24 protein-coding genes are annotated in these 24,743 nt (G+C 63.1%); 20 read left to right on the forward strand and 4 right to left on the reverse strand.

Annotated elements, in window-relative coordinates; all coding sequences use genetic code 11:
* Positions 1-77 precede the first annotated feature (77 nt).
* The 11 genes from aceK (at position 78) to bioB (ending at position 13,327) form a co-directional block, all read left to right on the forward strand.
* Entirely contained in the window at positions 78-1,910 is a 1,833-nt protein-coding gene (aceK, locus tag BLT65_RS11935; RefSeq protein WP_091778149.1) for a bifunctional isocitrate dehydrogenase kinase/phosphatase, read from the forward strand.
* Between the two features lie 59 nt (positions 1,911-1,969).
* Positions 1,970-2,746, forward strand: coding sequence for a carbonate dehydratase (can, locus tag BLT65_RS11940; RefSeq protein ID WP_091777921.1), 777 nt, complete (start codon positions 1,970-1,972; stop codon positions 2,744-2,746).
* Entirely contained in the window at positions 2,739-3,932 is a 1,194-nt protein-coding gene (locus BLT65_RS11945; RefSeq protein WP_091777923.1) for an acetyl-CoA C-acetyltransferase, read from the forward strand. The genes can and BLT65_RS11945 overlap by 8 nt, the downstream gene beginning before the upstream one ends.
* A 61-nt stretch (positions 3,933-3,993) precedes the next feature.
* Positions 3,994-4,671 carry an SDR family oxidoreductase gene (locus BLT65_RS11950; protein WP_091777925.1) on the forward strand — a complete coding sequence of 226 codons (678 nt, stop codon included), beginning with the start codon at positions 3,994-3,996 and terminating at the stop codon, positions 4,669-4,671.
* Positions 4,672-4,707: 36 nt separating this feature from the next.
* The gene (locus tag BLT65_RS11955; protein WP_091777927.1) at positions 4,708-5,838 is read left to right on the forward strand and encodes an acyl-CoA dehydrogenase family protein; all 1,131 of its coding nucleotides are present in this window, start codon (positions 4,708-4,710) and stop codon (positions 5,836-5,838) included.
* 18 nt (positions 5,839-5,856) lie between these two features.
* Positions 5,857-6,303 carry a YchJ family protein gene (locus BLT65_RS11960; protein ID WP_091777929.1) on the forward strand — a complete coding sequence of 149 codons (447 nt, stop codon included), beginning with the start codon at positions 5,857-5,859 and terminating at the stop codon, positions 6,301-6,303.
* Positions 6,304-6,852: 549 nt separating this feature from the next.
* Positions 6,853-8,136, forward strand: a complete 1,284-nt coding sequence (locus BLT65_RS11970; RefSeq protein ID WP_091777933.1) for a dienelactone hydrolase family protein — start codon at positions 6,853-6,855, stop codon at positions 8,134-8,136.
* Positions 8,137-8,962: 826 nt separating this feature from the next.
* Positions 8,963-10,324 (forward strand): adenosylmethionine--8-amino-7-oxononanoate transaminase, encoded by a 1,362-nt coding sequence (bioA, locus tag BLT65_RS11975; RefSeq protein WP_208545759.1) that lies wholly within the window; start codon positions 8,963-8,965, stop codon positions 10,322-10,324.
* Positions 10,324-11,508 (forward strand): 8-amino-7-oxononanoate synthase, encoded by a 1,185-nt coding sequence (bioF, locus tag BLT65_RS11980; RefSeq protein ID WP_091777937.1) that lies wholly within the window; start codon positions 10,324-10,326, stop codon positions 11,506-11,508. The genes bioA and bioF overlap by 1 nt, the downstream gene beginning before the upstream one ends.
* A complete protein-coding gene (gene bioD / locus BLT65_RS11985) occupies positions 11,505-12,224 on the forward strand; it encodes a dethiobiotin synthase (RefSeq protein ID WP_091777940.1) in 720 nt (239 codons plus the stop codon). Before bioF ends, bioD begins: the two co-directional genes overlap by 4 nt.
* Positions 12,225-12,268: 44 nt before the next feature.
* Entirely contained in the window at positions 12,269-13,327 is a 1,059-nt protein-coding gene (bioB, locus tag BLT65_RS11990) for a biotin synthase BioB (protein WP_079484081.1), read from the forward strand.
* Between the two features lie 972 nt (positions 13,328-14,299).
* On the opposite strand, the gene BLT65_RS11995 is transcribed toward bioB, so the two are convergent.
* Positions 14,300-15,325, reverse strand: a complete 1,026-nt coding sequence (locus tag BLT65_RS11995) for a sulfate ABC transporter substrate-binding protein (RefSeq protein ID WP_091777942.1) — start codon at positions 15,323-15,325, stop codon at positions 14,300-14,302.
* Positions 15,326-15,604: 279 nt separating this feature from the next.
* Between BLT65_RS11995 and BLT65_RS12000 the strand changes: the two genes are divergently transcribed.
* The gene (locus BLT65_RS12000; protein WP_091777944.1) at positions 15,605-15,886 is read left to right on the forward strand and encodes a hypothetical protein; all 282 of its coding nucleotides are present in this window, start codon (positions 15,605-15,607) and stop codon (positions 15,884-15,886) included.
* A gap of 28 nt (positions 15,887-15,914) precedes the next feature.
* On the opposite strand, the gene BLT65_RS12005 is transcribed toward BLT65_RS12000, so the two are convergent.
* Positions 15,915-16,517, reverse strand: coding sequence for an RBBP9/YdeN family alpha/beta hydrolase (locus BLT65_RS12005; protein ID WP_091777946.1), 603 nt, complete (start codon positions 16,515-16,517; stop codon positions 15,915-15,917).
* A 231-nt stretch (positions 16,518-16,748) separates the two neighbouring features.
* On the opposite strand from BLT65_RS12005, the gene BLT65_RS12010 reads away from it, so the two are divergent.
* From BLT65_RS12010 to BLT65_RS12035, 6 genes are all read left to right on the forward strand, one after another.
* Positions 16,749-17,690: a 2-hydroxyacid dehydrogenase gene (locus BLT65_RS12010; RefSeq protein ID WP_091777948.1), complete on the forward strand. Its 942-nt coding sequence runs from the start codon at positions 16,749-16,751 to the stop codon at positions 17,688-17,690.
* A gap of 96 nt (positions 17,691-17,786) precedes the next feature.
* Positions 17,787-18,713 (forward strand): hydroxymethylglutaryl-CoA lyase, encoded by a 927-nt coding sequence (locus tag BLT65_RS12015; protein WP_091777950.1) that lies wholly within the window; start codon positions 17,787-17,789, stop codon positions 18,711-18,713.
* Between the two features lie 21 nt (positions 18,714-18,734).
* The gene (locus tag BLT65_RS12020; protein ID WP_091777952.1) at positions 18,735-19,265 is read left to right on the forward strand and encodes a YbaK/EbsC family protein; all 531 of its coding nucleotides are present in this window, start codon (positions 18,735-18,737) and stop codon (positions 19,263-19,265) included.
* Complete coding sequence (locus tag BLT65_RS12025; RefSeq protein ID WP_091777954.1) at positions 19,262-19,510, forward strand: DUF1289 domain-containing protein; 249 nt, start codon at positions 19,262-19,264, stop codon at positions 19,508-19,510. The genes BLT65_RS12020 and BLT65_RS12025 overlap by 4 nt, the downstream gene beginning before the upstream one ends.
* Positions 19,507-19,962 (forward strand): MaoC family dehydratase, encoded by a 456-nt coding sequence (locus tag BLT65_RS12030; protein ID WP_091777956.1) that lies wholly within the window; start codon positions 19,507-19,509, stop codon positions 19,960-19,962. The genes BLT65_RS12025 and BLT65_RS12030 overlap by 4 nt, the downstream gene beginning before the upstream one ends.
* Positions 19,959-20,879 carry an MBL fold metallo-hydrolase gene (locus BLT65_RS12035; protein WP_091777958.1) on the forward strand — a complete coding sequence of 307 codons (921 nt, stop codon included), beginning with the start codon at positions 19,959-19,961 and terminating at the stop codon, positions 20,877-20,879. Before BLT65_RS12030 ends, BLT65_RS12035 begins: the two co-directional genes overlap by 4 nt.
* A 206-nt stretch (positions 20,880-21,085) precedes the next feature.
* On the opposite strand, the gene BLT65_RS12040 is transcribed toward BLT65_RS12035, so the two are convergent.
* Entirely contained in the window at positions 21,086-21,985 is a 900-nt protein-coding gene (locus BLT65_RS12040) for a DMT family transporter (RefSeq protein WP_091777960.1), read from the reverse strand.
* A gap of 113 nt (positions 21,986-22,098) precedes the next feature.
* Between BLT65_RS12040 and BLT65_RS12045 the strand changes: the two genes are divergently transcribed.
* Complete coding sequence (locus tag BLT65_RS12045) at positions 22,099-22,584, forward strand: Lrp/AsnC family transcriptional regulator (RefSeq protein WP_091777963.1); 486 nt, start codon at positions 22,099-22,101, stop codon at positions 22,582-22,584.
* Between the two features lie 30 nt (positions 22,585-22,614).
* On the opposite strand, the gene BLT65_RS12050 is transcribed toward BLT65_RS12045, so the two are convergent.
* A complete protein-coding gene (locus tag BLT65_RS12050; protein ID WP_091777965.1) occupies positions 22,615-23,505 on the reverse strand; it encodes an alpha/beta fold hydrolase in 891 nt (296 codons plus the stop codon).
* A gap of 263 nt (positions 23,506-23,768) precedes the next feature.
* On the opposite strand from BLT65_RS12050, the gene BLT65_RS12055 reads away from it, so the two are divergent.
* Positions 23,769-24,728 (forward strand): NAD(P)H-dependent flavin oxidoreductase, encoded by a 960-nt coding sequence (locus tag BLT65_RS12055; RefSeq protein ID WP_007577836.1) that lies wholly within the window; start codon positions 23,769-23,771, stop codon positions 24,726-24,728.
* The last annotated feature ends 15 nt before the right edge of the window (positions 24,729-24,743 follow it).

Genomic DNA, 24,743 nt, shown 5'->3' on the forward strand with positions numbered 1-24,743 from the left:
CTGAAGGCGTCTCGCAAGCTCACCCGGGCGATACAATCGCAGGGGTCTTCGCGACATTGAACGAATGCACGGTCGACATGAATCACTTTCCCAAACTGCTGTCGTCACAGATCGGCTTCGACGTCGCGGAGACGCTGCTCGCGGGGTTCGACCGGCATTACCGGATCTTCCGCGAAGCGGCGGTCCACGCGAAAGATCTGTTCGAAGCCGCCGACTGGCACGGCCTGCAGAAGCTCGCGCGCGAGAGGATCACGTCGTATGACGAGCGCGTGCGCGAGTGCATCGAAAAGCTCGAAGACGAATACGACGCCGAGAGCATCGACGACGAAGTCTGGCAGCAGATCAAGCTGCATTACATCGGTCTTTTGACGTCGCACCGCCAGCCCGAATGCGCGGAGACGTTCTTCAATTCGGTGTGCTGCCAGATATTGCATCGCTCGTACTTCAACAATGATTTCATCTTCGTGCGGCCCGCGATTTCGACCGAGTACATCGAGAACGACGAGCCGGCGGCGAAGCCGACGTATCGCGCGTATTACCCCGGCAGGGACGGCCTCGCCGTCACGCTGGAGCGCATCGTCACGAACTTCCAGTTGAACCCGCCGTTCGAAAACCTGCCGCGCGACGTCGAATGCGTGATTCAGGCGCTGCACGACAACTTTGGCACCTTCAACGAAGCGCCCAATTTTCAGATTCACGTGCTGTCGTCACTGTTCTTTCGCAACAAGGCGGCGTACATCATCGGGCGCATCATCAACGGCGACATGATGGTGCCGTTCGCATTGCCGATTCATCATGTGAAGCCGGGTCTGCTCGCAGTCGATGCGCTGCTTTGCAAGCGCGACCAGTTGCTGATCATTTTCAGCTTCGCGCATTCGTACTTCCTCGTCGATATGGAAGTGCCGTCCGCGTACGTCGAATTTCTCGGCAGCCTTCTGTTGGGCAAGCCGAAGGCGGAGATCTATACGTCGGTGGGCTTGCAGAAGCAGGGCAAGAACCTTTTCTATCGCGATCTGCTGCAGCATCTGAGGCATTCGAGCGACCGGTTCATCATCGCGCCCGGCATCAAGGGCATGGTGATGCTAGTGTTCACGCTGCCGTCGTTTCCGTACGTGTTCAAGCTGATCAAAGACTCATTCCCGCCGCCGAAAGAAACGACGCGCGCACAGGTGGTGGGCAAGTATCAGCTCGTCAAACGACATGACCGTCTGGGACGCATGGCCGACACGCTCGAATATTCGAGCGTCGCGTTGCCTCTGTCGCGCCTCGATCACGCGCTCATCCGCGAGCTCGAAAAGGAAGCGCCGTCGATGCTCGAATACGAAGGCGATAATCTTGTCATCAGGCATCTGTATATCGAGCGGCGCATGGTGCCGCTCAACATTTTCCTGCAGAACGGCACGGACGCCGACGTCGAGCACGGCATCCGCGAGTACGGCAACGCGGTGAAAGAACTGATGCAGGCCAACATCTTTCCCGGCGACATGCTGTACAAGAACTTCGGCGTCACGCGGCACGGACGCGTCGTGTTCTACGACTACGACGAGATCGAATACCTTACCGATTGCAACGTGCGCGCCGTGCCGCCGCCGCGCAACGAGGAAGACGAAATGTCGGGCGAGCCGTGGTACACGGTCGGTCCGCACGACATTTTTCCGGAGACGTACAACACGTTTTTGCTCGGCGACACGCGCGTGCGCGAATATTTCCTCAAGCATCATGCGGATTTCTTCGATCCTGCGCTGTGGCAAAAGCACAAGGATCACATTCTCCGCGGCGAGTTGCCCGACTTCTATCCGTACGACGGCAACCTGCGATTTTCCGTGCGCTATCCGGAACGGTTCCCAGCAGATCGGGATCAGGATCACGCCGTCAATGCATCCATCAAGCCGACGGTGCGCGCAGCGTGAAAGCGCACGCCGTCCACGATTGAACAACATCAAACAACCAGATTACGTCGGAACGAATCATGACTACGAACGCTTCTGCTACTGAACATCCCCTCGCGCATCTGTTTGCGAACAACGATGCATGGGTCTCGCACAAGCTCGAACAGGACCCTGAGTTTTTCTCGCGGCTCGCGCATCAGCAGGCGCCTGAGTATCTGTGGATCGGCTGCGCGGATTCGCGCGTGCCCGCCAACGAGATCATCGGCCTGCCGCCGGGCGAAGTGTTCGTTCACCGCAATATCGCGAACGTCGTCGTTCACTCGGACCTCAACTGTCTGTCCGTGGTCCAGTTCGCCGTCGATCTTCTGAAGATCAAGCACATCATGGTGGTCGGCCACTACGGCTGCTCCGGCGTCGGCGCGGCGCTGCACGGCCGGCGTGTCGGTCTCGCCGACAACTGGCTGCATCACGTGCAGGACGTGCGCTCGAAGCATGCTGCGCTGCTCGAAGAATGGCCGATGGGCGAAGCGCGGCATCGCCGCCTCGTCGAACTGAACACGATCGAACAGGTCGTCAACGTGTGCCGCACGACGATCGTCAACGACGCATGGGCGCGTGGCCAGGACCTCACCATTCACGGTTGGGTGTATGGCGTGCATGACGGCCGCGTGCGCGATCTCGGCATGACGATCAAAGATCCGTCGAAGCTGGAGGAGACCTACACCAGTTGCGTCGCAGCCGTTTCCGCGAGCCGCGCGCACACGACTGAAAACGACGTGGTCGCCGCCGACGCCGAAAAGCTCGGCGGTGTGGCCGCTGTCGTTCACGGTGTTATCAAGGAGCTAAAACATGAGTGAGACAAGCAAGGACCCGATCGTCATCGTTTCCGTCGCGCGCACGCCGATGGCCGCGTTTCAGGGTGAGTTCGCGTCGCTGACGGCGCCGCAGCTCGGCGCAATCGCAATCAAGGCAGCCGTCGAACGTGCGGGCCTGAAGCCGGAACAGGTCGAGGAAGCCGTAATGGGCTGCGTGCTGCCCGCCGGCCAGGGCCAGGCGCCCGCGCGCCAGGCGGCGCTCGGCGCGGGGCTGCCGTTGTCGACAGGTTCGACGACCGTCAACAAGATGTGCGGCTCCGGCATGCGCGCGGCGATGTTCGCGCACGACATGCTCACGGCCGGCTCCGTCGACGTGATCGTTGCGGGCGGCATGGAGAGCATGACGAACGCGCCGTACCTGCTGCCAAAGGCGCGTGGCGGCATGCGTATGGGCCACAGCCAGGTGATGGACCACATGTTCCTCGACGGCCTCGAAGACGCCTACGAGAAAGGCCGTCTGATGGGCACCTTCGCCGAAGAGTGCGCAGGTTCGTACGATTTCACACGTGAGTCGCAGGACAAGTTCGCCATCGAGTCGCTGACGCGCGCGAAGCGCGCCAATGAAGACGGCTCGTTCGCATGGGAAATCGCGCCCGTTACGCTCGAAGGCAAGAAAGGCAACGTTACGGTCGAGCGCGACGAACAGCCGTTCAAGGCGAACCTCGACAAGATTCCGACGCTCAAGCCCGCGTTCAGCAAAACGGGCACGGTGACGGCCGCGAACTCGTCATCGATCAGCGACGGCGCGGCCGCGCTCGTGATGATGCGCGAATCGACGGCGAAGAAACTCGGCGTGACGCCGCTCGCGCGCGTCGTTGGCCATGCCACTTTTGCGCAGGAACCCGCGAAGTTCACGACAGCGCCGGTCGGCGCGATCCGCAAGCTGTTCGACAAGAACGGCTGGAAAGCGCAAGACGTCGATCTGTACGAGATCAATGAGGCATTCGCCGTGGTCACGATGGCCGCGATGAAAGAGCACGACCTGCCGCACGACAAGGTCAACGTGAACGGCGGCGCGTGCGCGCTTGGCCATCCGATCGGCGCATCGGGCGCGCGCATTCTCGTCACGCTGATCGGCGCGCTGAAAAAGCGCGGCCTGAAACGCGGCGTCGCGAGCCTGTGCATCGGCGGCGGCGAAGCGACGGCGATGGGCGTCGAACTGGTCTGACGCATCGTTCGAATGGCGGCGCGCGGCGGCCCGCGCGCCACGAGACACGACAGGACATCTCATGAAGACAGTGTTGATCGTAGGCGCGTCGCGCGGCATCGGACGCGAGTTCGTGAAGCAGTATCGGCACGATGGCTGGCGTGTGCTCGCCACCGCGCGCGACGAGGCGTCGCTCGGCGAACTCGTCGCGCTCGGCGCCGAAGCGTTTTCGCTCGATGTCGCCGCGCCCGAGGACATTGCCGCGCTCGGCTGGAAGCTGGACGGCGAGCGGCTCGATGCGGCCGTGATCGTGTCGGGCGTGTACGGGCCGCAGACGGAAGGCGTAGAAACCGTCACCGCCGACGACTTCGACTTCGTGATGACGACCAACGTGCGCGGGCCGATGCAGCTGATCCCGGTTCTGCTGCCGCTCGTCGAAGACGCGCGCGGCGTGCTGGCCGTGCTGTCTAGCCGCATGGGCAGCATCAGCGAGGCAACGGGCACGACGGGCTGGCTGTATCGCGCGAGTAAGGCGGCGCTCAACGACGTGCTGAAAGTGACGTCGCTGCAGACGCGCCACGCGACCTGCGTATCGCTGCATCCGGGCTGGGTGCGCACCGACATGGGTGGCGCATCGGCTGCCGTCGATCCCGCGCATAGCGTGCGCGGCATGCGCGAAGTGCTGGCGCAGGCGGCAAGCACGCCGCATCTCTTTCACGGCCGGTTCTTCCAGTACGACGGCACGGCGATCGACTGGTAACGGCAAACATCACACAAATAATCAGGAGACACCCGCATGTTGCTCGATCAGGACCACCTGATGATCCGCGACGCGGTGCGCACTTTCGTGCGCGACGCCGTGACGCCGAATGCGGCGCAATGGGACCGCGAGCGTAAGTTTCCCGCCGACGTGCATCGCCAGCTCGCCGAACTCGGCGCGTACGGCGTACTGGTGCCGGAGGAATACGGCGGCGCCGGGCTCGATGCGCTCGCGCTCGCGCTGATCCTCGAAGAGATCGCGGCGGGCGACGGCGGCACGTCGACGGCGATCTCGGTCAACAACTGCCCCGTCTGCAGTATTCTTCTGACGTATGGCAACCAGCAGCAGAAACGCGACTGGCTCACGCCGCTCGCGCGCGGCGAGATGCTCGGCGCGTTCTGCCTCACCGAACCACAAGCGGGCTCGGATGCATCGGCGTTGCGCACTACGGCCACGCGCGACGGCGACTTTTACGTGCTCAACGGCGTCAAGCAGTTCATCACGAGCGGTAAGAACGGCCAGGTCGCCATTGTGATGGCCGTCACCGACAAAAGCGCTGGCAAGCGCGGCATCAGCGCGTTCATCGTGCCGACGGACACGCCCGGATACGTCGTCGCGCGGTTAGAGGAAAAGCTCGGCCAACATTCGTCCGATACCGCGCAGATCGTCTTCGACAATTGCCGCGTTCCCGCCGCCAACCTGATCGGTGCGGAAGGCGAAGGCTACCGGATCGCGCTGTCGGGGCTGGAAGGCGGGCGCATTGGCATTGCCGCGCAGAGCGTCGGCATGGCGCGCGCGGCGTTCGAAGCGGCCCTCGCCTACGCAAAGGAGCGCGAAAGCTTCGGACAGCCGCTCTTCGCGCACCAGGCCGTGCAATTCCGTCTCGCCGACATGGCGACGCAACTCGAGGCGGCGCGCCAGTTGATCTGGCACGCGGCGTCGCTGAAGGATGCGGGCCAGCCGTGTCTAACGGAAGCGGCGATGGCCAAACTGTTCGCCTCCGAGGCTGCGGAGCGCATCTGTTCGGCTGCACTGCAGATTCACGGCGGCTACGGCTATCTGAGCGACTTTCCCGTCGAACGCATTTATCGCGATGTTCGCGTCTGCCAGATCTACGAAGGCACCAGCGATATCCAAAAGATTCTCATCGCACGCGGACTGAGCTGAACTCCATCTCAATCTTTCATGACTGCATCAGCAAAACAACGTCCCACCGATTGCCCTTGCGGCGGCGCCGCGCCGAACCGGCGCGATTCGGACAAGCCGCCGCGTTTCGCGGATTGCTGCGGCCGGTTCATCGACGGCGGCGCGGCCGCGCCGACCGCGCTCGAACTGATGCGCTCCCGCTATAGCGCCTACGTGCTCGGCGAATCCCAATATTTGTGCGAAACGTGGGCGCCACAAACCTGCCCCGCCGATCTGGACGCCGACCCGAGCGCCACCGACGCGCCCCGCTGGCTAGGTCTGCGGATCAAACGCTTCACTCCGCTCGACGCTACGCACGCCGAAGTGGAATTCGTCGCGCGCTACAAGGTGGGCGGACGGGCGCATCGGCTGCATGAATCCAGCCGCTTTATCAGAGGCGACGATGGGCATTGGCGTTACGTCGATGGCGATGTAAGCGATCGCTGACGCTCGTGTTCCGGTTGCGCTGCAACAACGTATCAAGCATCCCTTACATATCTCAAATAAGGGCCATTTCTGTAAGAAAATCAACGTGTTGGGCGGGCGCCACGTCCCTCAATTACCCATTCTTTCCGAATCGCCGCCGAAACCCGCCCCAAACGGCTCCGTGCATATCAGACAAAAGGAAATTCGTGCCGCAAGGGGTTTGTACTGAATTGCACAAATATAAATTGTCGTGCCAGGATGAGCCTCACAGATGTTGCAGCGCTCCGTAGCGAGGTGGCGGTCCACCGCTCCCGCAGGATGTCCAGACGCACCGCCTGCTGACTCTTCAGCGGGCAAGCGATCAGGGGCATCGCGAGGCGCTCATTTCGACGCGTGGGGTCGCGTCGACCGGCTTCGGTTCATCCCAATGCGGTCTTGATCTGTCTGAGTGCGTGAACAACGCACCGTACGTGATTTTTTTGACCTTGTTTTGGTGTGTCACCGTACCGAAATCAGTTCTGCGGGCAACCGTAGGGAAGGTTCAGGCGATTTTGAGAGCAGGTGTTGCGGATGGTGTTCAGCAAAGTTCTGACGGTATGTGCGATCTCGGCGGCCTTCGTGGCCAGCGCCGTGACGACCGCGCACGCGGACCCGCTCACGGACGTCGAGGCCGGCCCGCTCGGCCGCGCGCAAGTGCAGCGCCTCGCGCTCGATGAAGATGGCTACCTGCCCGTCGTCAAGCTGAGCGAACAGATCGTCCGCATTCCCGTCGCCGCCGACGGCGATGTCACCCTCGAAACGACCATCTACAAGCCCGAAGGTCCGGGCCCGTTCCCGATGGTCGTGTTCAACCACGGCAAGATTCACGGCGATCCGCGCATGCAGACGCGCAGCGATCCCGTGTCGCTGGCGCGCGAATTCGTGCGCCGCGGCTACGTCGTGGTCGCGCCGAACCGCCAGGGCTTCGCCGATTCGGGCGGCACGTATGTGCAGGATGGCTGCGACGTGACGCGCAACGGCATGAGCCAGGCCGCCGACGTCGCGACGACCGTCGACTACATGTCCAAGCAAAGCTACGTGGACGCGAAGCACATCGTCGTGGCGGGCACCTCGCACGGCGGCCTCGCGACGATTGCCTACGGCACGAACGCCGCGTCCGGCGTGCGCGGGCTGATCAATTTCTCCGGCGGCCTGCGCCAGGACGCCTGCACCGACTGGCAAGGCAATCTGACGCACGCCTTCGGCACGTACGGCGAAAAGACGCATGTGCCGTCGCTGTGGCTGTACGGCGACAACGATTCGATCTGGCCGTCCACACTCGTTTCGCAGATGTACACCGCGTACACCGATAACGCGCAGGGCAAGGGCGCGACCGCGAAAATGGTCGATTTCGGCTCGTACAAGAATGACGCGCACCGCCTGGTCGGCGATCGCGACGGCGTGCAGGTCTGGTGGCCATCCGTCGAAGCGTTCCTTGCGCGCGTCGGCATGCCGACGGGTGTGCAATATCGTGTCGCCGAGCCGACTCAACCGAAGGCGACGCATTTCGCGTCGATCGACGCCGTCGACTCCGTGCCTTTCGTCGACGAAGCTGGCCGCGCCGGCTACCGCAACTTCTTGCATCAATATCCAAGCCGTGCGTTCGCGGTGTCCGATTCGGGTGCATGGTCGTGGGCAGAGGGCGGCGACGATCCGATGTCGGTGGCCGTCGCCAACTGCCAGAAGCAGAGCGCGGACCCGTGCCACCTCTACGCGGTCAACGACGCCGTCGTATGGAAAGACAGCGCCACTCAAACGGCCGACGCCGACTCCCCGTCGAAGAGCGACAGCAAGCCCGCGCTGGCTAGCCGCTGAGTCTCTCGCCGCCCGTTGCGTATAGCGCGACGGGCAAAACTTCCTGATTTGCACCGCTTTTCGAGCACGCGCCGCCACTGCGTCCGGCGCGCTCGCACATCCCACCGCACCTGAACCCGTTTGTGCAGGAACTGCTTGACGCAGTTCATTGCCGCTTCGCTTCATGCCCGGCCGTCGAAACGAGCGCGTGATCAAGCTTTTCGACCGATCGTCACACTGGCGCGCGCGATCTTTGTCAGCCCGCCCTGCACGGATCGCCAGATAGCATGCGAGCTTATCGAGCCCCGGCGTCCATTGCGCCGTAGACGCGCGTCCCCTGCACTTCCATTCACACGTCCCAGTACGCACTCGACAGAACGGCTAACGCAGCCGCCCCACGCGTTCCCCGATACAGCCCTGAAAACGCCAACACACGACCAGAATTTTTTCACAGGGGGCCCATGACTTTGCCGTCGTCATCTACGGCCATCTGCCGTCTTTGAAAACGAACGGGCGCGAGCTGTCGCGAACCACCGAAAATCGCACGCAGGCCCTTGAAAACACGGGATTTTCAGGTAGTGCATCGCAGCGGAGTTCGCGCTAATCTCACCTCCGCTGTCGCAAAAATGCGTGCTGCGGAGGCACTGCGAGCCTTTGCAGCACATCGTCGCGACAGCCAATCCGACGCCACGGAAAACGCCCGCAGCCGCCGTCCCCGACGCGCTGCCAATCACGCTTCCCGTCGCCGGATTCCAGGTGGACGTCAACCGTCCCGATTCGCCAGCAGCATTTGCATGACCGACCCGCACGACGCGCCGCGCCCCCAACGCCGCGCTCTGCCCGGTTCATGCCCGGAGCAGTTTTGAATACACAGGCAAACGAAGACTGGATCGCCCGCAGCCTGCGCGCTGTGTGGCATCCCTGTACGCAGATGAAGCATCACGAGCGCTTTCCGCTCGTGCCCGTATCGCGCGGCGCCGGCGCGTGGCTTTACGATCGCGCCGGACACCGTTATCTCGACGCGATCAGTTCGTGGTGGGTGAACCTGTTCGGCCACGCGAACCCGCGCATCAACGCGGCGCTGAAAGATCAGCTCGACACGCTGGAGCACGCGATGCTCGCCGGCTGCACACACGAGCCCGCGATCGAACTCGCCGAGCGTCTGAGCGCGCTCACGCAGAACACGCTCGGTCACGCGTTCTTCGCGTCGGACGGCGCGTCCGCCGTCGAAATCGCGCTGAAGATGAGCTTCCATTCGTGGCGCAATCGCGGCTACGACTACAAGCGCGAGTTCGTCTGCGTCGCGAACAGCTACCACGGCGAGACGATCGGCGCGCTCGGCGTCACCGATGTCGCGCTTTTCAAGGACGCCTACGATCCGCTGATCCGCAACGCGCATGTCGTCGCGTCGCCCGACGCGCGTTTTGCGCGTGAAGGCGAAACGGCCGCCGACGTCGCGCAGCGCGCGCTCGCCGATGTGCGCTCGCTGTTCGAATCGCGCGCCGACAACATCGCCGCGCTGATCGTCGAGCCGCTCGTGCAATGCGCGGCGGGCATGGCGATGCACGACGCGTCGTATATCGCAGGCTTGCGCGCGCTGTGCGACCGCTATGGTGTCCATCTGATTGCCGACGAGATCGCCGTCGGCTGCGGACGTACCGGCACGTTCTTCGCGTGCGAACAAGCGGGCGTGTGGCCGGACTTCCTGTGCCTGTCGAAGGGCATCAGCGGCGGCTATCTGCCTTTGTCCATCGTGCTGTCGCGCGACGAAATCTTCGCCGCCTTCTACGACGACGACACCACGCGCGGCTTCCTGCATTCGCATTCGTACACGGGCAATCCGCTCGCCTGCCGCGCCGCGCTCGCGACGCTCGACCTGTTCGCGAGCGACAACGTGCTCGCTGCAAACGAAAAGAAATCGGCGGCACTGCGCGCCGCGCTCGAGCCGCTCGCGCAACATGCGCAGGTGCGCAATCTGCGCCAGCGCGGCACGATCTTCGCGTTCGATGCCGTCATCGACGATGCCCATGCCGCGAAGACTTTCTCGCGCCGCTTCTTCGAAAACGCATTGCAGCGCGAACTGCTGCTGCGCCCGATCGGCACGACTGTCTACCTGATGCCACCGTACATTCTCGACGACGAAGAAATCGCGCTGCTCGCCGGGCGCACGCGTGCCGCATTCGATGCGACATTGACGGAGGCACGCTGATGCAGTTGCTTGAAACGCTCGAACAAGGCTTGCAGGACATCGACGCACGCGGCCTGCGCCGCCGTCGCCGCACCGTCGACTCGCCGTGCTCCGCGCATATGACCGTCGACGGCCGCAACATCATCGGCTTTGCGAGCAACGACTATCTTGGCCTCGCCGCACACCCGCTGCTCGTCGCGGCGATCGCGGAAGGCGCGCGCCGCTATGGCGCGGGCAGCGGCGGCTCGCATCTGCTCGGCGGCCATTCGCGCGCGCACGCGCAACTCGAAGACGACCTCGCTGAATTCGCGGGCGGCTTCGTCGACAATCCGCGCGCGCTGTATTTCAGCACCGGCTATATGGCCAATCTCGCGACGCTCACGGCGCTCGCGGGCCGTGGCACGACGCTGTTCTCCGATTCGCTGAATCACGCGTCGCTGATCGACGGCGCGCGGCTCTCGCGTGCCGACATCCAGATCTATCCGCACGCGGATGCCGAAGCGTTGAGCGCGATGCTCGAAGCGTCGGACGCTGCGGTGAAGCTGATCGTCACCGATACCGTCTTCAGCATGGACGGCGATATCGCGCCGCTCGCGCGTCTCGTCGAACTCGCGGAACAACACGGCGCATGGCTCGTCGTCGACGATGCGCACGGCTTCGGCGTTCTCGGCCCGCAAGGTCGCGGCGCGATTGCAGAGGCCGCGCTGCGCTCGCCGCATCTGATTTCCATCGGCACGCTCGGCAAGGCGGCGGGCGTGTCGGGCGCGTTCGTCGTCGCGCATGAGACGGTGATCGAATGGCTCGTCCAGCGCGCGCGTCCGTATATCTTCACGACGGCGTCGGTGCCGTCGGCGGCGCATGCTGTGTCCGCGAGCCTGCGCATCATCGGCGGCGACGAGGGTGAGCACCGGCGTACGCATCTGCGCGCGCTGATCGGGCGCACGCGCGACATGATGAAGCGCACGCCGTGGCTGCCTGTCGATTCGCACACTGCCGTGCAGCCGCTCATCATCGGCGCGAACGACGCGACGCTCGACATCGCCGCCAAGCTCGATCGCGCGAATCTGTGGGTGCCCGCGATCCGTCCGCCGACCGTGCCCGAAGGCACGTCGCGTCTGCGCATCTCGCTGTCGGCCGCGCATTCGCACAACGATCTCGACCTGCTCGAAAGCGCGCTGATGAAGACGGCGGAGGCAGCGGCATGAGCAACGCACTGTCCCTCTTCGTCACGGGCACCGATACGGAAATCGGCAAGACTCTGGTTTCGGCAGCGCTGCTGCGCGGCTTCGCGCGCGAAGGACTGCGCGCGGCCGCGATGAAGCCGATCGCGGCGGGCGCGTCGCTGGTGGACGGCGTGCTTCACAACGAAGACGCCGATCAGCTCGACGCGGCCGCCAATGTGCTGTTGCCGCCTGAGATTCGCACGCCGTTCATGCTTAGGGAACCGGCAGCACCGCATATCGCCGCCGCGCTCGAAAACGTGATGCTCGACATGACGCGCATCGTCGACGCACATGACGCGGCGTTGCAAATGGCCGATGTCGTCGTGGTGGAAGGCGTCGGTGGCTTTCGCGTGCCGCTCACCGACGCGCACGACACCGCCGATCTCGCGTTCGCCTTGAATCTGCCTGTGGTGCTCGTCGTTGGCATGCGACTGGGCTGCATCAGCCACGCGCTGCTGACGGCGGAAGCGATCGCCGCGCGCGGCCTGCCGATCGCCGGTTGGGTCGCGAACCGCGTCGACCCGGAGATGCTGTTCCCCGACGAAAACATCGCGGCGCTACGCGACCGCCTCGACCGGCAATATGGCGCGCCGTTGCTCGGCATCGTGCCGCATCTGAGCCCCGCGTCGGCGGATATCGCCGCGACGCATCTCGACACCAACCGTTTGCTGCAGACGCTGCGTGCCGCGCAGCGCTAGCCGCCGAAAGCCTTCAAAAAATCAAATCATCAAGGATCGATCCCATGAGCCATATCACCACTGCTGCACTGCCTGTCACGCCTTCGCAGGCTGCCGCCGCTGCCGATGCCGCCGCCACGCGCTGGCGCGTCGCCGACGTCGTCGCGCTGTACGATCTGCCGTTCAACGACCTGCTGTTCCGCGCGCAACAGGTGCATCGCGAGCATTTCGATGCGAACACCGTGCAACTGTCCACGCTGCTGTCGATCAAGACAGGCGGCTGCGAGGAAGACTGCGCGTACTGTCCGCAATCGGTGCATCACGACACGGGGCTGAAGGCCGAAAAGCTGATGGAAGTCGAAGACGTGCTGGCCGCCGCGCAAGTGGCAAAACAGAACGGCGCGACGCGTTTCTGCATGGGCGCCGCGTGGCGCAATCCGAAGGACCGCCATCTCGAACCGATCAAGGACATGATTCGCGGCGTGAAGGCGATGGGCCTCGAAACCTGCGTGACGCTCGGCATGCTCGAAACGCATCAGGCGCAAAGTCTGCGCGACGCGGGTCTCGACTATTACAACCATAACCTCGACACGTCGCCGGAGTTCTACGGCCAGATCATTTCGACGCGCACGTATCAGGACCGGCTCGAAACGCTTGAACGCGTGCGCGACGCGGGCATCAACGTGTGCTGCGGCGGGATCGTCGGCATGGGCGAATCGCGCCGCGAACGCGCGGGCCTGATCGCGCAGCTCGCGAACATGGAGCCGTATCCGGAATCGGTGCCTATCAACAATCTCGTGCAGGTGGAAGGCACGCCGCTGACGGGCACGGAAGCGCTCGACCCGTTCGAGTTCGTGCGTTCGATCGCCGTCGCGCGTATCACGATGCCGCGCGCGATGGTGCGGCTGTCGGCTGGTCGCGAACAGATGAACGAAGCGCTGCAGGCAATGTGCTTTCTCGCTGGCGCGAACTCGATCTTCTACGGCGACCAGTTGCTGACCACGAGCAATCCGCAGGCGGAAGCCGATCGCAAGCTGCTCGAACGGCTAGGCATTCGCGCGGAGGCGGCGCAGCAGATGCCGCTTGAGCGCAGCGGATGCGAGCATGGGTGTGACGGGCATTGATGTTTTTTGCCGGGAGGCGTCCGGTTGATCGACGCGATTTGAGTATGTGATGTAAAAAAGGCCGCTTTTGATTTCTTTCGAAGCGGCCTTTCGTTTGGTTCATCGCCGGAACGGCGGAGTTTTGTCCTGCGCGGACGCTGTTGACGTTTTGCTTTTGCTTTTGCTGGCATCCGCGATTTGTTAGCGTGCTTCACGCGTCGCCCCTGTGCGGGGCGGCACCTACTTTTCTTTGCCGCCGCAAAGAAAAGTAGGCAAAAGAAAGCGGCTAACACCGCCAACATTTCTTCCTGCCTGAGGGCCCCCAAAGGGTCTTACGCTTCACACGACAATCACGTGACTCATGCTCGTTGCCAACGCTCTTGCGGTGCGCCTCACCCGCTTCACGCACCCGCGTCGGAGCACGCCATGCCAGATATTCCACGGCCGCCCAGGTGGCAAACTGTGTGTAGGTTGTCGCGTCGTATAGGCCGGCGCTCTTACAGGTGGAAGGCGCGCGCTATCGGTCCGAAGTGAGGCACGTACGGCGCTACGGCCTACACACAGTTTGCCACCTGGGCGGCACATACCATTCGCTGCCGCTAGCCCGCGCACGGGTATTCGAAGTGGGTGAGGCGCTCATTCATAGCGTTGGCAATGCACGCGAACAAGGACGTTGCCGTGCGAAGCATAAGACCAGTTGGGGGCCCTCAGGCAATAACTAGAACTGGCGGTGTCAGCCGCTTTCTTTTGCCTACTTTTCTTTGCGGCGGCAAAGAAAAGTAGGTGCCGCCCCGCACAGGGGCGACGCTTGAAGCACGAAGGCATCACGCGGATGCCAGCGCAAAGGCAAACGCACAGGCGCAACGCACGAAGCACGAAGGCAAAGCGCGGATGCCAGCGCAAAGGCAAACGCACAGGCGCAACACCCGAAGCACGAAGGCAAAGCGCGGATGCCAGCGCAACCACAAGCAAACCAAACCAGCCGCGCAGCGCCTACTTCCTGTCTACGATGATCTGATCGAACGTGCCGCCGTCGGCGAAGTGAGTTTGCTGCGCCTTCTGCCAGCTACCGAACACCTGCTCGACGGTGAACGTCTTCAGCGGCTTGAACTCGCTCGCGTGCTTCGCGAGCACGGCGGGATCGCGCGGACGCAAGTGATGCTGCGCGATGATCTCCTGCGCGGGCGCCGTGTACAAATAGTCGAGATACGCCTGCGCTTCCTTGCGCGTGCCGCGTTTGTCGACGACCTTGTCGACGATCGTCACGGGCGGTTCGGCGAGAATGCTCATCGACGGATACACGGCCTCGAAGCTGCCAGCACCCACGCCCGTGTCGATCAGCGACACTTCGTTTTCGAACGTCACCAGCACGTCGCCGATGTCGCGCTGCGTGAACGTCGTCGTCGCGCCGCGCCCGCCCGTATCCAGCACGGGAACGTTGCGGAAGATCGCCTTTTCGAAGTCGAGCGCCTGCGCATCGGTCGCGCCATTCTGCTTCTTGTAACCCCACGCGGCCAGATACGTGTAGCGGCCATTGCCCGCCGTCTTCGGATTCGGGATCACGACCTGCACGCCGGGCTTCGCCAGATCGTCCCAGTCCTTGATGTGCTTCGGATTGCCCTTGCGCACGAGGAACACCATCGTCGTCGTGTACGGCGCACTGTTGTTCGGCAGGCGCGCGCGCCAGTTCGCGGGCACGAGCTGGCCACGCTCGGCGAGCAGGTCGATGTCGTTCGGCTGGTTCATCGTCACGACGTCGGCCTGCAACCCTTGCAGTACCGACAGCGCCTGCGCGCTCGACGCGCCGTGCGACTGTTTGACCGATACCGTCTCGCCACTCTTCTGCTTGTACGCCGCGATGAAGCCCGGATTGATGTCCTTGTATAGCTCGCGCGTCACGTCATACGACACGTTGAGCAGCGATGCATCCGCATGCGCGCCCTGCACTGCGCCGAGCGACAGCGCCAACGTCATGCAGCCAGCCGCGAGCCTGCGCGTTTGATCTCCTCTGCCTGCCATTTATTCCCCGCTTGTCAATGATGAAGCACGTCGCCGCGACGCTGCGGCTGGAGCAGCGATTCTAGCGGATCGATTCGTACGGCTCCTGAGAACGCATGGATTAATTCCTACGTCGTCCGGCCAGGTTTCTCGACATGGTAGTCACGCGTACGATTGGTTCGTAACGGTACTCGCGAATCGCGGATCGTCGCGTTGCAGCGCAATTTAACGTTGTTCGTCCGTTGGGTTTCTGATCATCCAGAACCCTGCTTAAGAAAGATTTTGTTTAGGATTGTACGAATGGAAACGCTAGAAAAACCCCTTGTGAAGCGGCGCTTTCATACGCTTCGACTGATTCACGGTGGTCTCAATATGGAGGCACGCATGACCCGAGCTGAAACCACAATCGAACATATTCTCCAGGAGCTCGAAGACCTCAAACGTGAAGTGCGTGAGTTGAGGATCTATGTCGACCAGCGCTTCAGCGCGCTGGAAAGTGCCATGCGCACCGAATTCCGCCTGCTGTGGGCGGCGAACTTCGCGCTCGCCGGCTTGCTGGCGAAAGGCTTCCACTGGATCTGACGCATATGGCGTTGCGTAGCCGCAGCGTCTAGCTGAATGCCTGCGTGGCGAGCGCCTCGTCCTCATCGTGAAATCGTAGTGGCGCGGCGCAATGCGCGAGCGTGTCTACGAAGTATTTCGCGCGCGGCCAGGGTCCAAAGCCCGCGGCAGTATTGATGTGACCTGCGTCGCCCAGATTGACGAATGCGCTGCCCAGATGCCTTGCCATCTCGCGCGCGTCGGCGAGCGCCATCCATGGGTCGGTCTCGCTGCCGATCAGAATGGACGGCACACCCAGACGGCGTGCGTCGAAAGCGCCCGCAAACTTGAACTTCTTCGGGCTGGCTGGCGCGACGAATAGTACGCCTGCTATATCAGCAACTGGCACGCCCTGTTGCAACGCATGCGCGGCGGCCAGGCATCCGAAGCTGTGCGCAGCGAGCACGAACGGCCCGCGCTCTTTCGCCAGCACGTCGCGTACGGCTTGCGCCCATCGGGCGAGATCAGGCGCGTCCCAATCGGCCTGCTCGACTCGCAAGGCGCGCGGAAATTGGCGCTCCAGCCAGGTTTGCCAGTGTGCGCCTTCGCTGCCGTGCAAGCCCGGCACGGTCACGAGCCGTGGCGGCCAGATCGATCGGCTGCACGAAAACATGATTCTTTCCTCGTAGCGGGAATCTGGAAATCATTGTCGCGTGCGCGGCGCATGGCTTGAACCAATTTTTCGTGCTTTGCATATCGCCGTGCCGCTGCGCGTGCTGGCTTGCGCCTGCATCGTGCGCCTCGCGTCCCCGGGAATAGGCGCGAAGGTCGGCGAAAAAGTAGAATGAAGCCTATCCATAAAAGCACCCCGCTGCTGGCGACAGCAACGCTCAACCGGCCACGCATGAAAGTCCTTTTCTATACACCGCAATCCGAGGCCGAAGTCTGGCTGCGCGACCTGTCGCGCGCACTGCCGGGTGTCGACCTGCGCGAATGGCAACCGGGCGACAACGCCCCCGCCGACGTCGCCGTCGTCTGGAAGCCGCCGCGCGAGATGCTCGCCGGCCGCGACGACTTGCGCGCGATCTTCAACCTGGGCGCCGGCGTCGACGCGATCCTGAAGCTGGAGCGCGAGCATCCCGGCACGCTGCCGCGCAACGCGCAGCTCGTGCGGCTCGAAGACACGGGAATGGCGCAACAGATGGCCGAATACGTGATGCACGCGGTACTCCGCTACATGCGCCGCTTCGACGAATACGACCGGCTGCAGGCAGAACAGCGCTGGCATGTGCTCGAACCGCACGCGCGCGAAACGTTCACGGTCGGCGTGCTCGGTCTGGGCGTGCTCGGCTCACATGTAGCGACGACGCTCGCCGCGGCAGGCTTCCCGGTGCGCGGTTTTAGCCGCAGCGCGCGCGCGATCGAAGGCGTTGCGACCTTTGCGGGCGAAGCGCAGTTCGATGCGTTCCTCGATGGCGTCAAGGTGCTGGTCAATCTGCTGCCCCACACGCCCGACACGCACGGCGTGCTGAACCAGCGCAATCTGTCGAAACTCGCGCGCGGCGCATACCTCGTCAACATCGCGCGCGGCGCGCATCTCGTCGAACAGGATTTGCTCGTTGCATTGGAGCAAGGCCAGATTGCCGCAGCCACGCTCGATGTATTCGTGGAGGAACCGTTGCCATCGCAGCATCCGTTCTGGAAGCACCCGCGCATTTCGATCACGCCGCATATCTCGGCGTTGACGCTGCGCGATGAAAGCCTCGCGCAGATCGCGCAGAAGATCGGCGCGTTGATGCGTGGCGAGCCGATCGGCGGAATCGTCGATATCGGGCGCGGTTATTGAGCGCGTCGGCAACACAATAAGCTCGCGGCAGCGGGTTACTCGCAGGGACGGGAGCAAGCGTCAAAGCGCCGGCTGCTGTCGACACAGGAGACAAACATGGCCATGCCACAAGCAGTAAAAATCGTCGAAGTCGGTCCGCGTGACGGGCTGCAGAACGAGAAGGAATTCGTACCCACCGAGGTCAAGATCGAGTTGATCAATCGCCTGTCGGCGGCCGGGTTCAGGAATGTGGAAGCGGCTTCGTTCGTGTCGCCCAAGTGGGTGCCGCAGATGGCCGATGGCGCCGACGTGATGGCGGGCATCGAGCGTCGTGCGGGCACGATCTACTCAGTGCTGACGCCGAACCTGCGCGGTCTGGAAGGCGCCGTCGCCGCGCGCGCGGACGAGATCGTGATCTTCGGCGCGGCCAGCGAAGCGTTCTCGCAAAAGAACATCAATTGCAGCATTGCGGAAAGCATCGAGCGCTTCGTGCCTGTCGCGCAGGCTGCAAAAGACAAAGGCCTCCGCATACGCGGCAGCGTGTCGTGCTCGCTGGGTTGTCCGTATCAGGGCGATGTGCCCGTCGCGTCGGTCGTCGATGTCGTTGAGCGTTTCGCGGCGCTCGGTTGCGACGAAATCGATATCGCCGACACGATCGGCGTCGGCACACCGAAGCGTACGCGTGAAGTATTCGCCGCCGTCACGCAGGTGTTTCCGCGCGAGCGCCTGTCGGGGCATTTCCACGATACTTACGGCCAGGCGCTCGCGAACATCTACGCCGCGCTGCAGGAAGGCGTCGAGATTTTTCATGCGTCGGTCGCAGGGCTCGGCGGCTGTCCGTACGCGAAAGGCGCAACGGGCAACGTCGCCACGGAAGACGTGCTGTATCTGATGAACGGACTCGGCATCGAGACGGGCATCGACCTCGCGAAGGTCGTCGAGATCGGCGATTTCATTTCGACGTCGATCGGCAAGCCGAACGTGTCGCGCGCGGGCAAAGCGCTGCTGGCGAAGGCGCGCAGCGAAAAGTCCACCTGCGTATGACCCATCACAGGAACACAACACATGTCGGATAACGCAACGGTACAAACACCTCACACGCCCGATCTGGATTCGCTGCCCGAGTCGGCGCGCCGCGTCGCGCTTTTGCTGCGCGAGCGCGGCCACGCCGGACAGGTCGTGATGCTGCCGGAAACGGGCAAGACGTCGGCGGAAGCGGCGGCGGGTCTCGGCTGCTCGATCGCGCAGATCGCCAAGTCGATCCTGTTTCGCCGCCGCGAAGACGATGCGCCCGTGCTGATCATCGCGAGCGGCGCGAATCGCGTCGATGAAAAGAAGGTGACGGCGCAGGTCGGTGAGATTGCGCGCGCGGACGCAAAGTTTGTGCGCGAGAAAACGGGTTATGCGATTGGCGGCGTGTGTCCGATCGGTCACGCAACAACGCCCGTCACGCTGATCGACGCCGATCTCTTCACGCTCGACAGCCTGTGGGCGGCCGCCGGTCATCCGCATGCCGTGTTCAATCTGACGCCGCAGGAACTGGCCACGCTGACGGGCGCGCCCGTGGTCGACGTGGCGTTGCGCGAGACTGCATGACAGCCGACACCGCTCGCGCTCAGGACACGGCGCAAACCATCGCGCCCGTTCCTTCGCCATGCATCAACGTGTGCCGGATGAATCGGGCCACGGGACTGTGCGAAGGTTGCCTGCGCACGATCGACGAAATCGCCAGCTGGTCTTCGTTCGATGACGCGGCCAAGCGCGCGGTGTGGGATGAAATCGACAGGCGCCACGTCGACTTCATGGAGAAGCAGTCACCGAAACGCGAGGCGAAGACATGAACACGCCTCCGCGCGTCGTCACGGTTGGCGAGACATTCAGCGCGACGCTGAGGTTGGTTGCGGAATCGATCAAATCGTTCGCCACACTCGTGAACGACCTCAATCCGCTCCATCACGATGACGCGTACGCGGCGCAAAGCCGCTTCGGCGGCCTGATCGCCTCCGGCACGCAACCGACCGCGCACTTCATGGCGCTGCTCGCCACGCACTTCTCGACCTACGCGCAGCCGCTTGGGCTCGAGTTCGATATCAAGCTGAAGAAAGCCGCGCATTGCGGCGACACGCTGACGATGACCTGGCGCGTCGTCGGCGCATTCTGGAAAGCGAGTCTCAACGGCGATCTGACGCAGCTCGAAGGCAGCGTCGTAAATCAGCGCAGCGAAACGGTTGTGATCGGCAAGTCGACGATACTCGTGATGCCGAAGCCCGCCGCACAGGAAGGCGACGCATGAGCGCGCTGCCGCCGTCGATACGCGTGTTCGAACGCGGCTGGCTGTCGTCGAACAATGTGCTGCTCGTCGACGATGCAAGCGCGGCCCTCGTCGATACCGGCTACGCGTCGCACGCGGCGCAAACAGCGGCGCTTGTCAGACACGCGCTCGGCACGCGGCCGCTCGACCTGATCGTCAACACGCATCTGCATTCGGATCACTGTGGCGGCAATGCGCAATTGCAGGCAACGTGGCCGTGCCGGACGCTGATTCCATCGACGGAAGCGGACGCTGTGCGCGAATGGGACGAGTCGCGTCTGACCTTTCGCGCAACAGGTCAATTCTGCGAACGTTTCGCATTCTCGGACACGATCGAACCGGGCACGCACCTGACGCTTGGCGCGCTCGACTGGGATGTGCTCGGCGCGCCCGGCCACGACCCGCATTCGCTGATGCTGTATTGCGCCGAGCAAAAGCTGCTGATCAGCGCCGACGCGCTGTGGGAAAACGGCTTCGGTGTGATCTTTCCGGAACTTGAAGGCGAAAGCGGTTTCGCGGAGCAACAGGCCGTGCTCGAACTAATCGGCACGCTCGATGTGAAGATCGTGATCCCGGGCCACGGCACACCGTTTTCCGACGTGCATGCGGCACTCGATCGCGCGTTGTCGCGCGTCGCGTGGCTGCGCGCCGATCCGGCGCGTAACGCGAAAAACGCGCTGAAGGTGTTGATCGTGTTCAAGCTGCTCGACGCGCGCTCGCTATCTTTCGAAGCCTTGCTGCGCATGCTCGACGACGCGAGCGTGATGCGGGCCGCGGCGTCGATGCTGAAGCCGCGCAGCGCATGGCCCGCACTGCTGCGTGAACTGATAGAAGGATTGGGGGCGGAGAATGGGCCGCTGCGATTCGACGGCGAGCAGATCACTGCGCGCGGCGGTTGATTCGTGAGCCGAAGCCGCTTGCATGGCCGTATAAAAAGAAAGCCGCTCGGCTTTCGGTTCGAGCGGCGTAATTACTGTTGACGTGATCAGCGTCGAGGAAATAATACCCGCGCGTAGCTTTCGAACGCATCGGTGATTTCCCTACAGAATTGTTAACGCCGGCCTGACACCTTATTCGGATTCCGTACTATCGGTATGAAGTACCGTTATATGGAGTAGCGCCGAGTCGGCACGATGCGCCAGCCGAGATTCACGCCGGCCGCCGCGAGCAGGATCAACACCGCGCCAAGCACCTGAATCCACGCGAGCTTCTGTCCGAACGCGATCCGGTCGACGACGATCGCCACGACTGGGTAGATGAACGACAGTGCGCCCGTCATCGCCGTCGGCAGCTTCTGTATGGCGCCGTACAGCAGCACATACATGATCCCCGTGTTCACGATGCCGAGCGTGACGAGCTGCAACCAGTGCATGCCCGTTGTGGGCAACGCGTCGTACTGCACGAACGGTGCGAGCATGACGACGCCTGTCGTCACCGTGATCAGCGCGATAAGGTGCGGCGGCGTGTTCTTCAAGTGCTTTGTGATGATCGACGAAACGGCGTACAGGAAGGCCGCGCCGACAGCAAACGCGACGCCTTGCAGATATTGTCCCGGTACCGCGAGCACAGCCGGCTCCACTTTCACGACGAACACAAGTCCGACGAACGCGATCAGCAGCCACGCGACCGTCGATGCCGTCACGCGCTCGCGGAACACCAGCGCGCCAAGTGCGACGAGCATGAAAGGCTGCGTGCTGTAGACGGTCGTCGCCATCGAGATCGACGCGCGCGAGTATGCGGCGAACAGCAGCACCCAGTTCATGACGATGGCCGCGCTGCTGAGCGTGGCGAGCGCAATCATCTTCCACGAAAAGAGTTTGCGTCTGAGCAGTCCGAGCACCGCGCAGATCAGCAGCAGCGTCGCGCCGCCGAACAGGCACCGGAAGAACGCGACGTTCAGCGCCGATTGCTGCGACGAAACGACGAGCCAGCCAATCGTCCCCGACATCAGCATCGCGAGGGTCATCTCGAGCGCGCCGCGCCGCACTTCGTTGTTTGCTGTCATCTGAAACTCTCCAGAAGAATCACATCTTGCGATCAGTGTAATTAATCCGAAGCGGCCAATACATATCTAGAATGAGGCAATCGAGCGAATCAACCTTAAATGCGAAGGCCAGAATGACGAAGCGCCTTAATCCCGATACCAAGCAAGCTCCCACGCCCGCGACGCTCGACGACACCGACCGCATGCTGCTCGCGAGCCTCGCCGACGACGCGCGCCAGCCGGTCAGCGAACTCGCGCGCAACGTCGGACTCTCGGCGCCCGCGACGGCGGACCGCTTGCGGCGCCTCGACGCGCAAGGCGTGATCGAGCGTTTCACCGTGCAGATCGATCCGCGCGCGCTCGGCTACACGCTGCAGGCGATCGTGCGCGTGAAGCCGCTGCCCGGTCAGTTGCATCTGGTGGAGGACGTGATTCGCCGCATTCCGGAGTTCGTCGAATGCGACAAGGTGACGGGCGATGATTGCTTCATCTGCCGCCTGTATCTGCGCTCGATCGATCAGCTTGACGAGATTCTGTCGAAAGTGACCGAGCGTGCGGAAACGAGTACCGCCATCGTCAAGTCGACGCCGGTACCGCGGCGCTTGCCGCCGCTCGCTTGAAGGAGCGAGCGGCTCAAAAGCCTTGAGGAATCAAAGCTCGACGGCCTCGAAGAAGGACAGCATCTCCGCGACGAGTTCGGCGGGCGCTTCCTCGGGAATGTAGTGGCCACACGGCAGCGAACGGCCGCTGACGTCACGCGCAACCTTGCGCCATTCGGCTATCGGCTCGAAGCATTTTTCGATCACGCCTTCCGCGCCCCACAGCACGCGCAGCGGACAGGCAATCTTGTGTCCGCGTTCGGTATCGGCGCGATCGTGCTCGAGGTCGATCGTCGCGGAGGCGCGGTAGTCCTCGCACATCGCATGCACGGCGCCCGGCTGCCGCAAGGCCTTGCGGTACTCGGCGAGCACCTCGGGCGCGAACGGCGCGAGGCCCGCGTGACGGCTGCCCATCACGCGGTCGACGTAGACATCCGGATTGCCTTCGATCAGCGTCTCCGGCAGCGGCTCCGGCTGGATCAGGAAGAACCAGTGGAAATAGAGCGTCGCGAACGTGCGGTCGGTGGCTTCGTACATCGCGAGCGTCGGCGCGATGTCGAGCAGCATCAGGCGCTCGACGGCATCGGGGAAGTCGAGCGCCATCCGGTGCGCGACCCGCGCGCCGCGATCATGCGCGCACACGAGAAAACGCTCGTAGCCGAAGTGGCGCATCACGGCGACCTGGTCGGCAGCCATCGCGCGTTTCGAATACGGCGCGTGCGTCTCGTCGCTCGGCGGTTTCGCCGACGCACCGTAGCCGCGCAGGTCGGTCGCGATCAACGTGAAATGCTCGGCGAGTTGCGCCGCGCAGCGATGCCAGATCAGATGGCTCTGCGGATGACCGTGCAGCAGCAGCAAGGGCGGCCCTGCTCCGCCCTTGACTCCATGAATATCGACGTCGCCGGCCGTGACCCGAAAAGGTATGAAGTCCGCGAAGGGCATGTCGGATCTCGTTGTCGTTGTAAGTCTGGGCATTGTAGAAGGCGAGTGTGTCGCGACGAGTGGGATAGCCCACGCTTTCGTAGAACCTGAACTCTCCTTCAAACGACACCGAACGAGCAACGCGGCCCAGATTCGCCTATAATCGAACGATCGTTCTTAAATTTGAAGCTCGACGGCTGTTTGAACCGAAACGCGGACGGCAGCCGCTACACTCATATCGCCGGGCACCCGATGCGCCGGCAGTCGATCTGGAGACTCGCACCATGGCCTTGCCCGCCGTCCTGCAGAACCTTGCTCTGCCCGTCGTCGCCTCGCCGATGTTCATCGTCAGCTACCCTGAGCTCGTGCTTGCGCAATGCAAGGCGGGGATCGTCGGTTCGTTTCCCGCGCTCAACGCGCGCCCGGCCGAACTGCTCGATGAATGGCTGACGCAGATTCAGGCTTCCCTTGCCGAGCACAAGGCGGCGAATCCGGACGCTGTCATCGGGCCGATTGCCGTGAACCAGATTGTGCATCAGTCGAATGCGCGGCTCGAGCACGACATCCGCGTGTGCGTCGAGCACAAGGTGCCGATTTTCATCACGAGCCTGCGCGCGCCCGCGAAGGAAATCGTCGATGCCGTGCACAGCTACGGCGGCATCGTGCTGCACGACGTGATCAATCTGCGTCACGCGCAGAAGGCGCTGGATGCGGGCGTCGATGGTCTGATTCTGGTCGCGGCGGGCGCGGGTGGCCACGCGGGCACGACCTCACCGTTCGCGCTGGTCGGTGAAGTGCGGCGCATGTTCGACGGTCCGATCGTGCTGTCGGGCTCGATTGCGAACGGCGGCTCGATTCTCGCCGCGCAGGCAATGGGCGCCGATCTCGCGTACATGGGCACGCGCTTCATCGCGACGAAGGAAGCGCATGCAGTCGAAGGCTACAAGCAGGCGATCATCAACGCGAATGCCGCCGACATCGTCTACACGAACCTCTTCACGGGCGTGCATGGCAACTACATCCGCGAGAGCATCCAGAGCGCGGGACTCGATCCCGATGCGCTGCCCGAGTCGGACAAGACCGCGATGAACTTCGGCGGCGACAAGGCGAAGGCGTGGAAAGACATCTGGGGCGCAGGCCAGGGCGTGGGTCTGATGCACGATGTGCCGAGCGTCGGTGAGCTTGTTGCGCGTCTGAAGGACGAATATCAGGCGGCGAAGACGCGGCTCGGGATTGGTCGCTGAATCGTAGGCAGTGAA

It is taken from the genome of Paraburkholderia steynii (assembly GCF_900100565.1).
Classification (GTDB): domain Bacteria; phylum Pseudomonadota; class Gammaproteobacteria; order Burkholderiales; family Burkholderiaceae; genus Paraburkholderia; species Paraburkholderia terrae.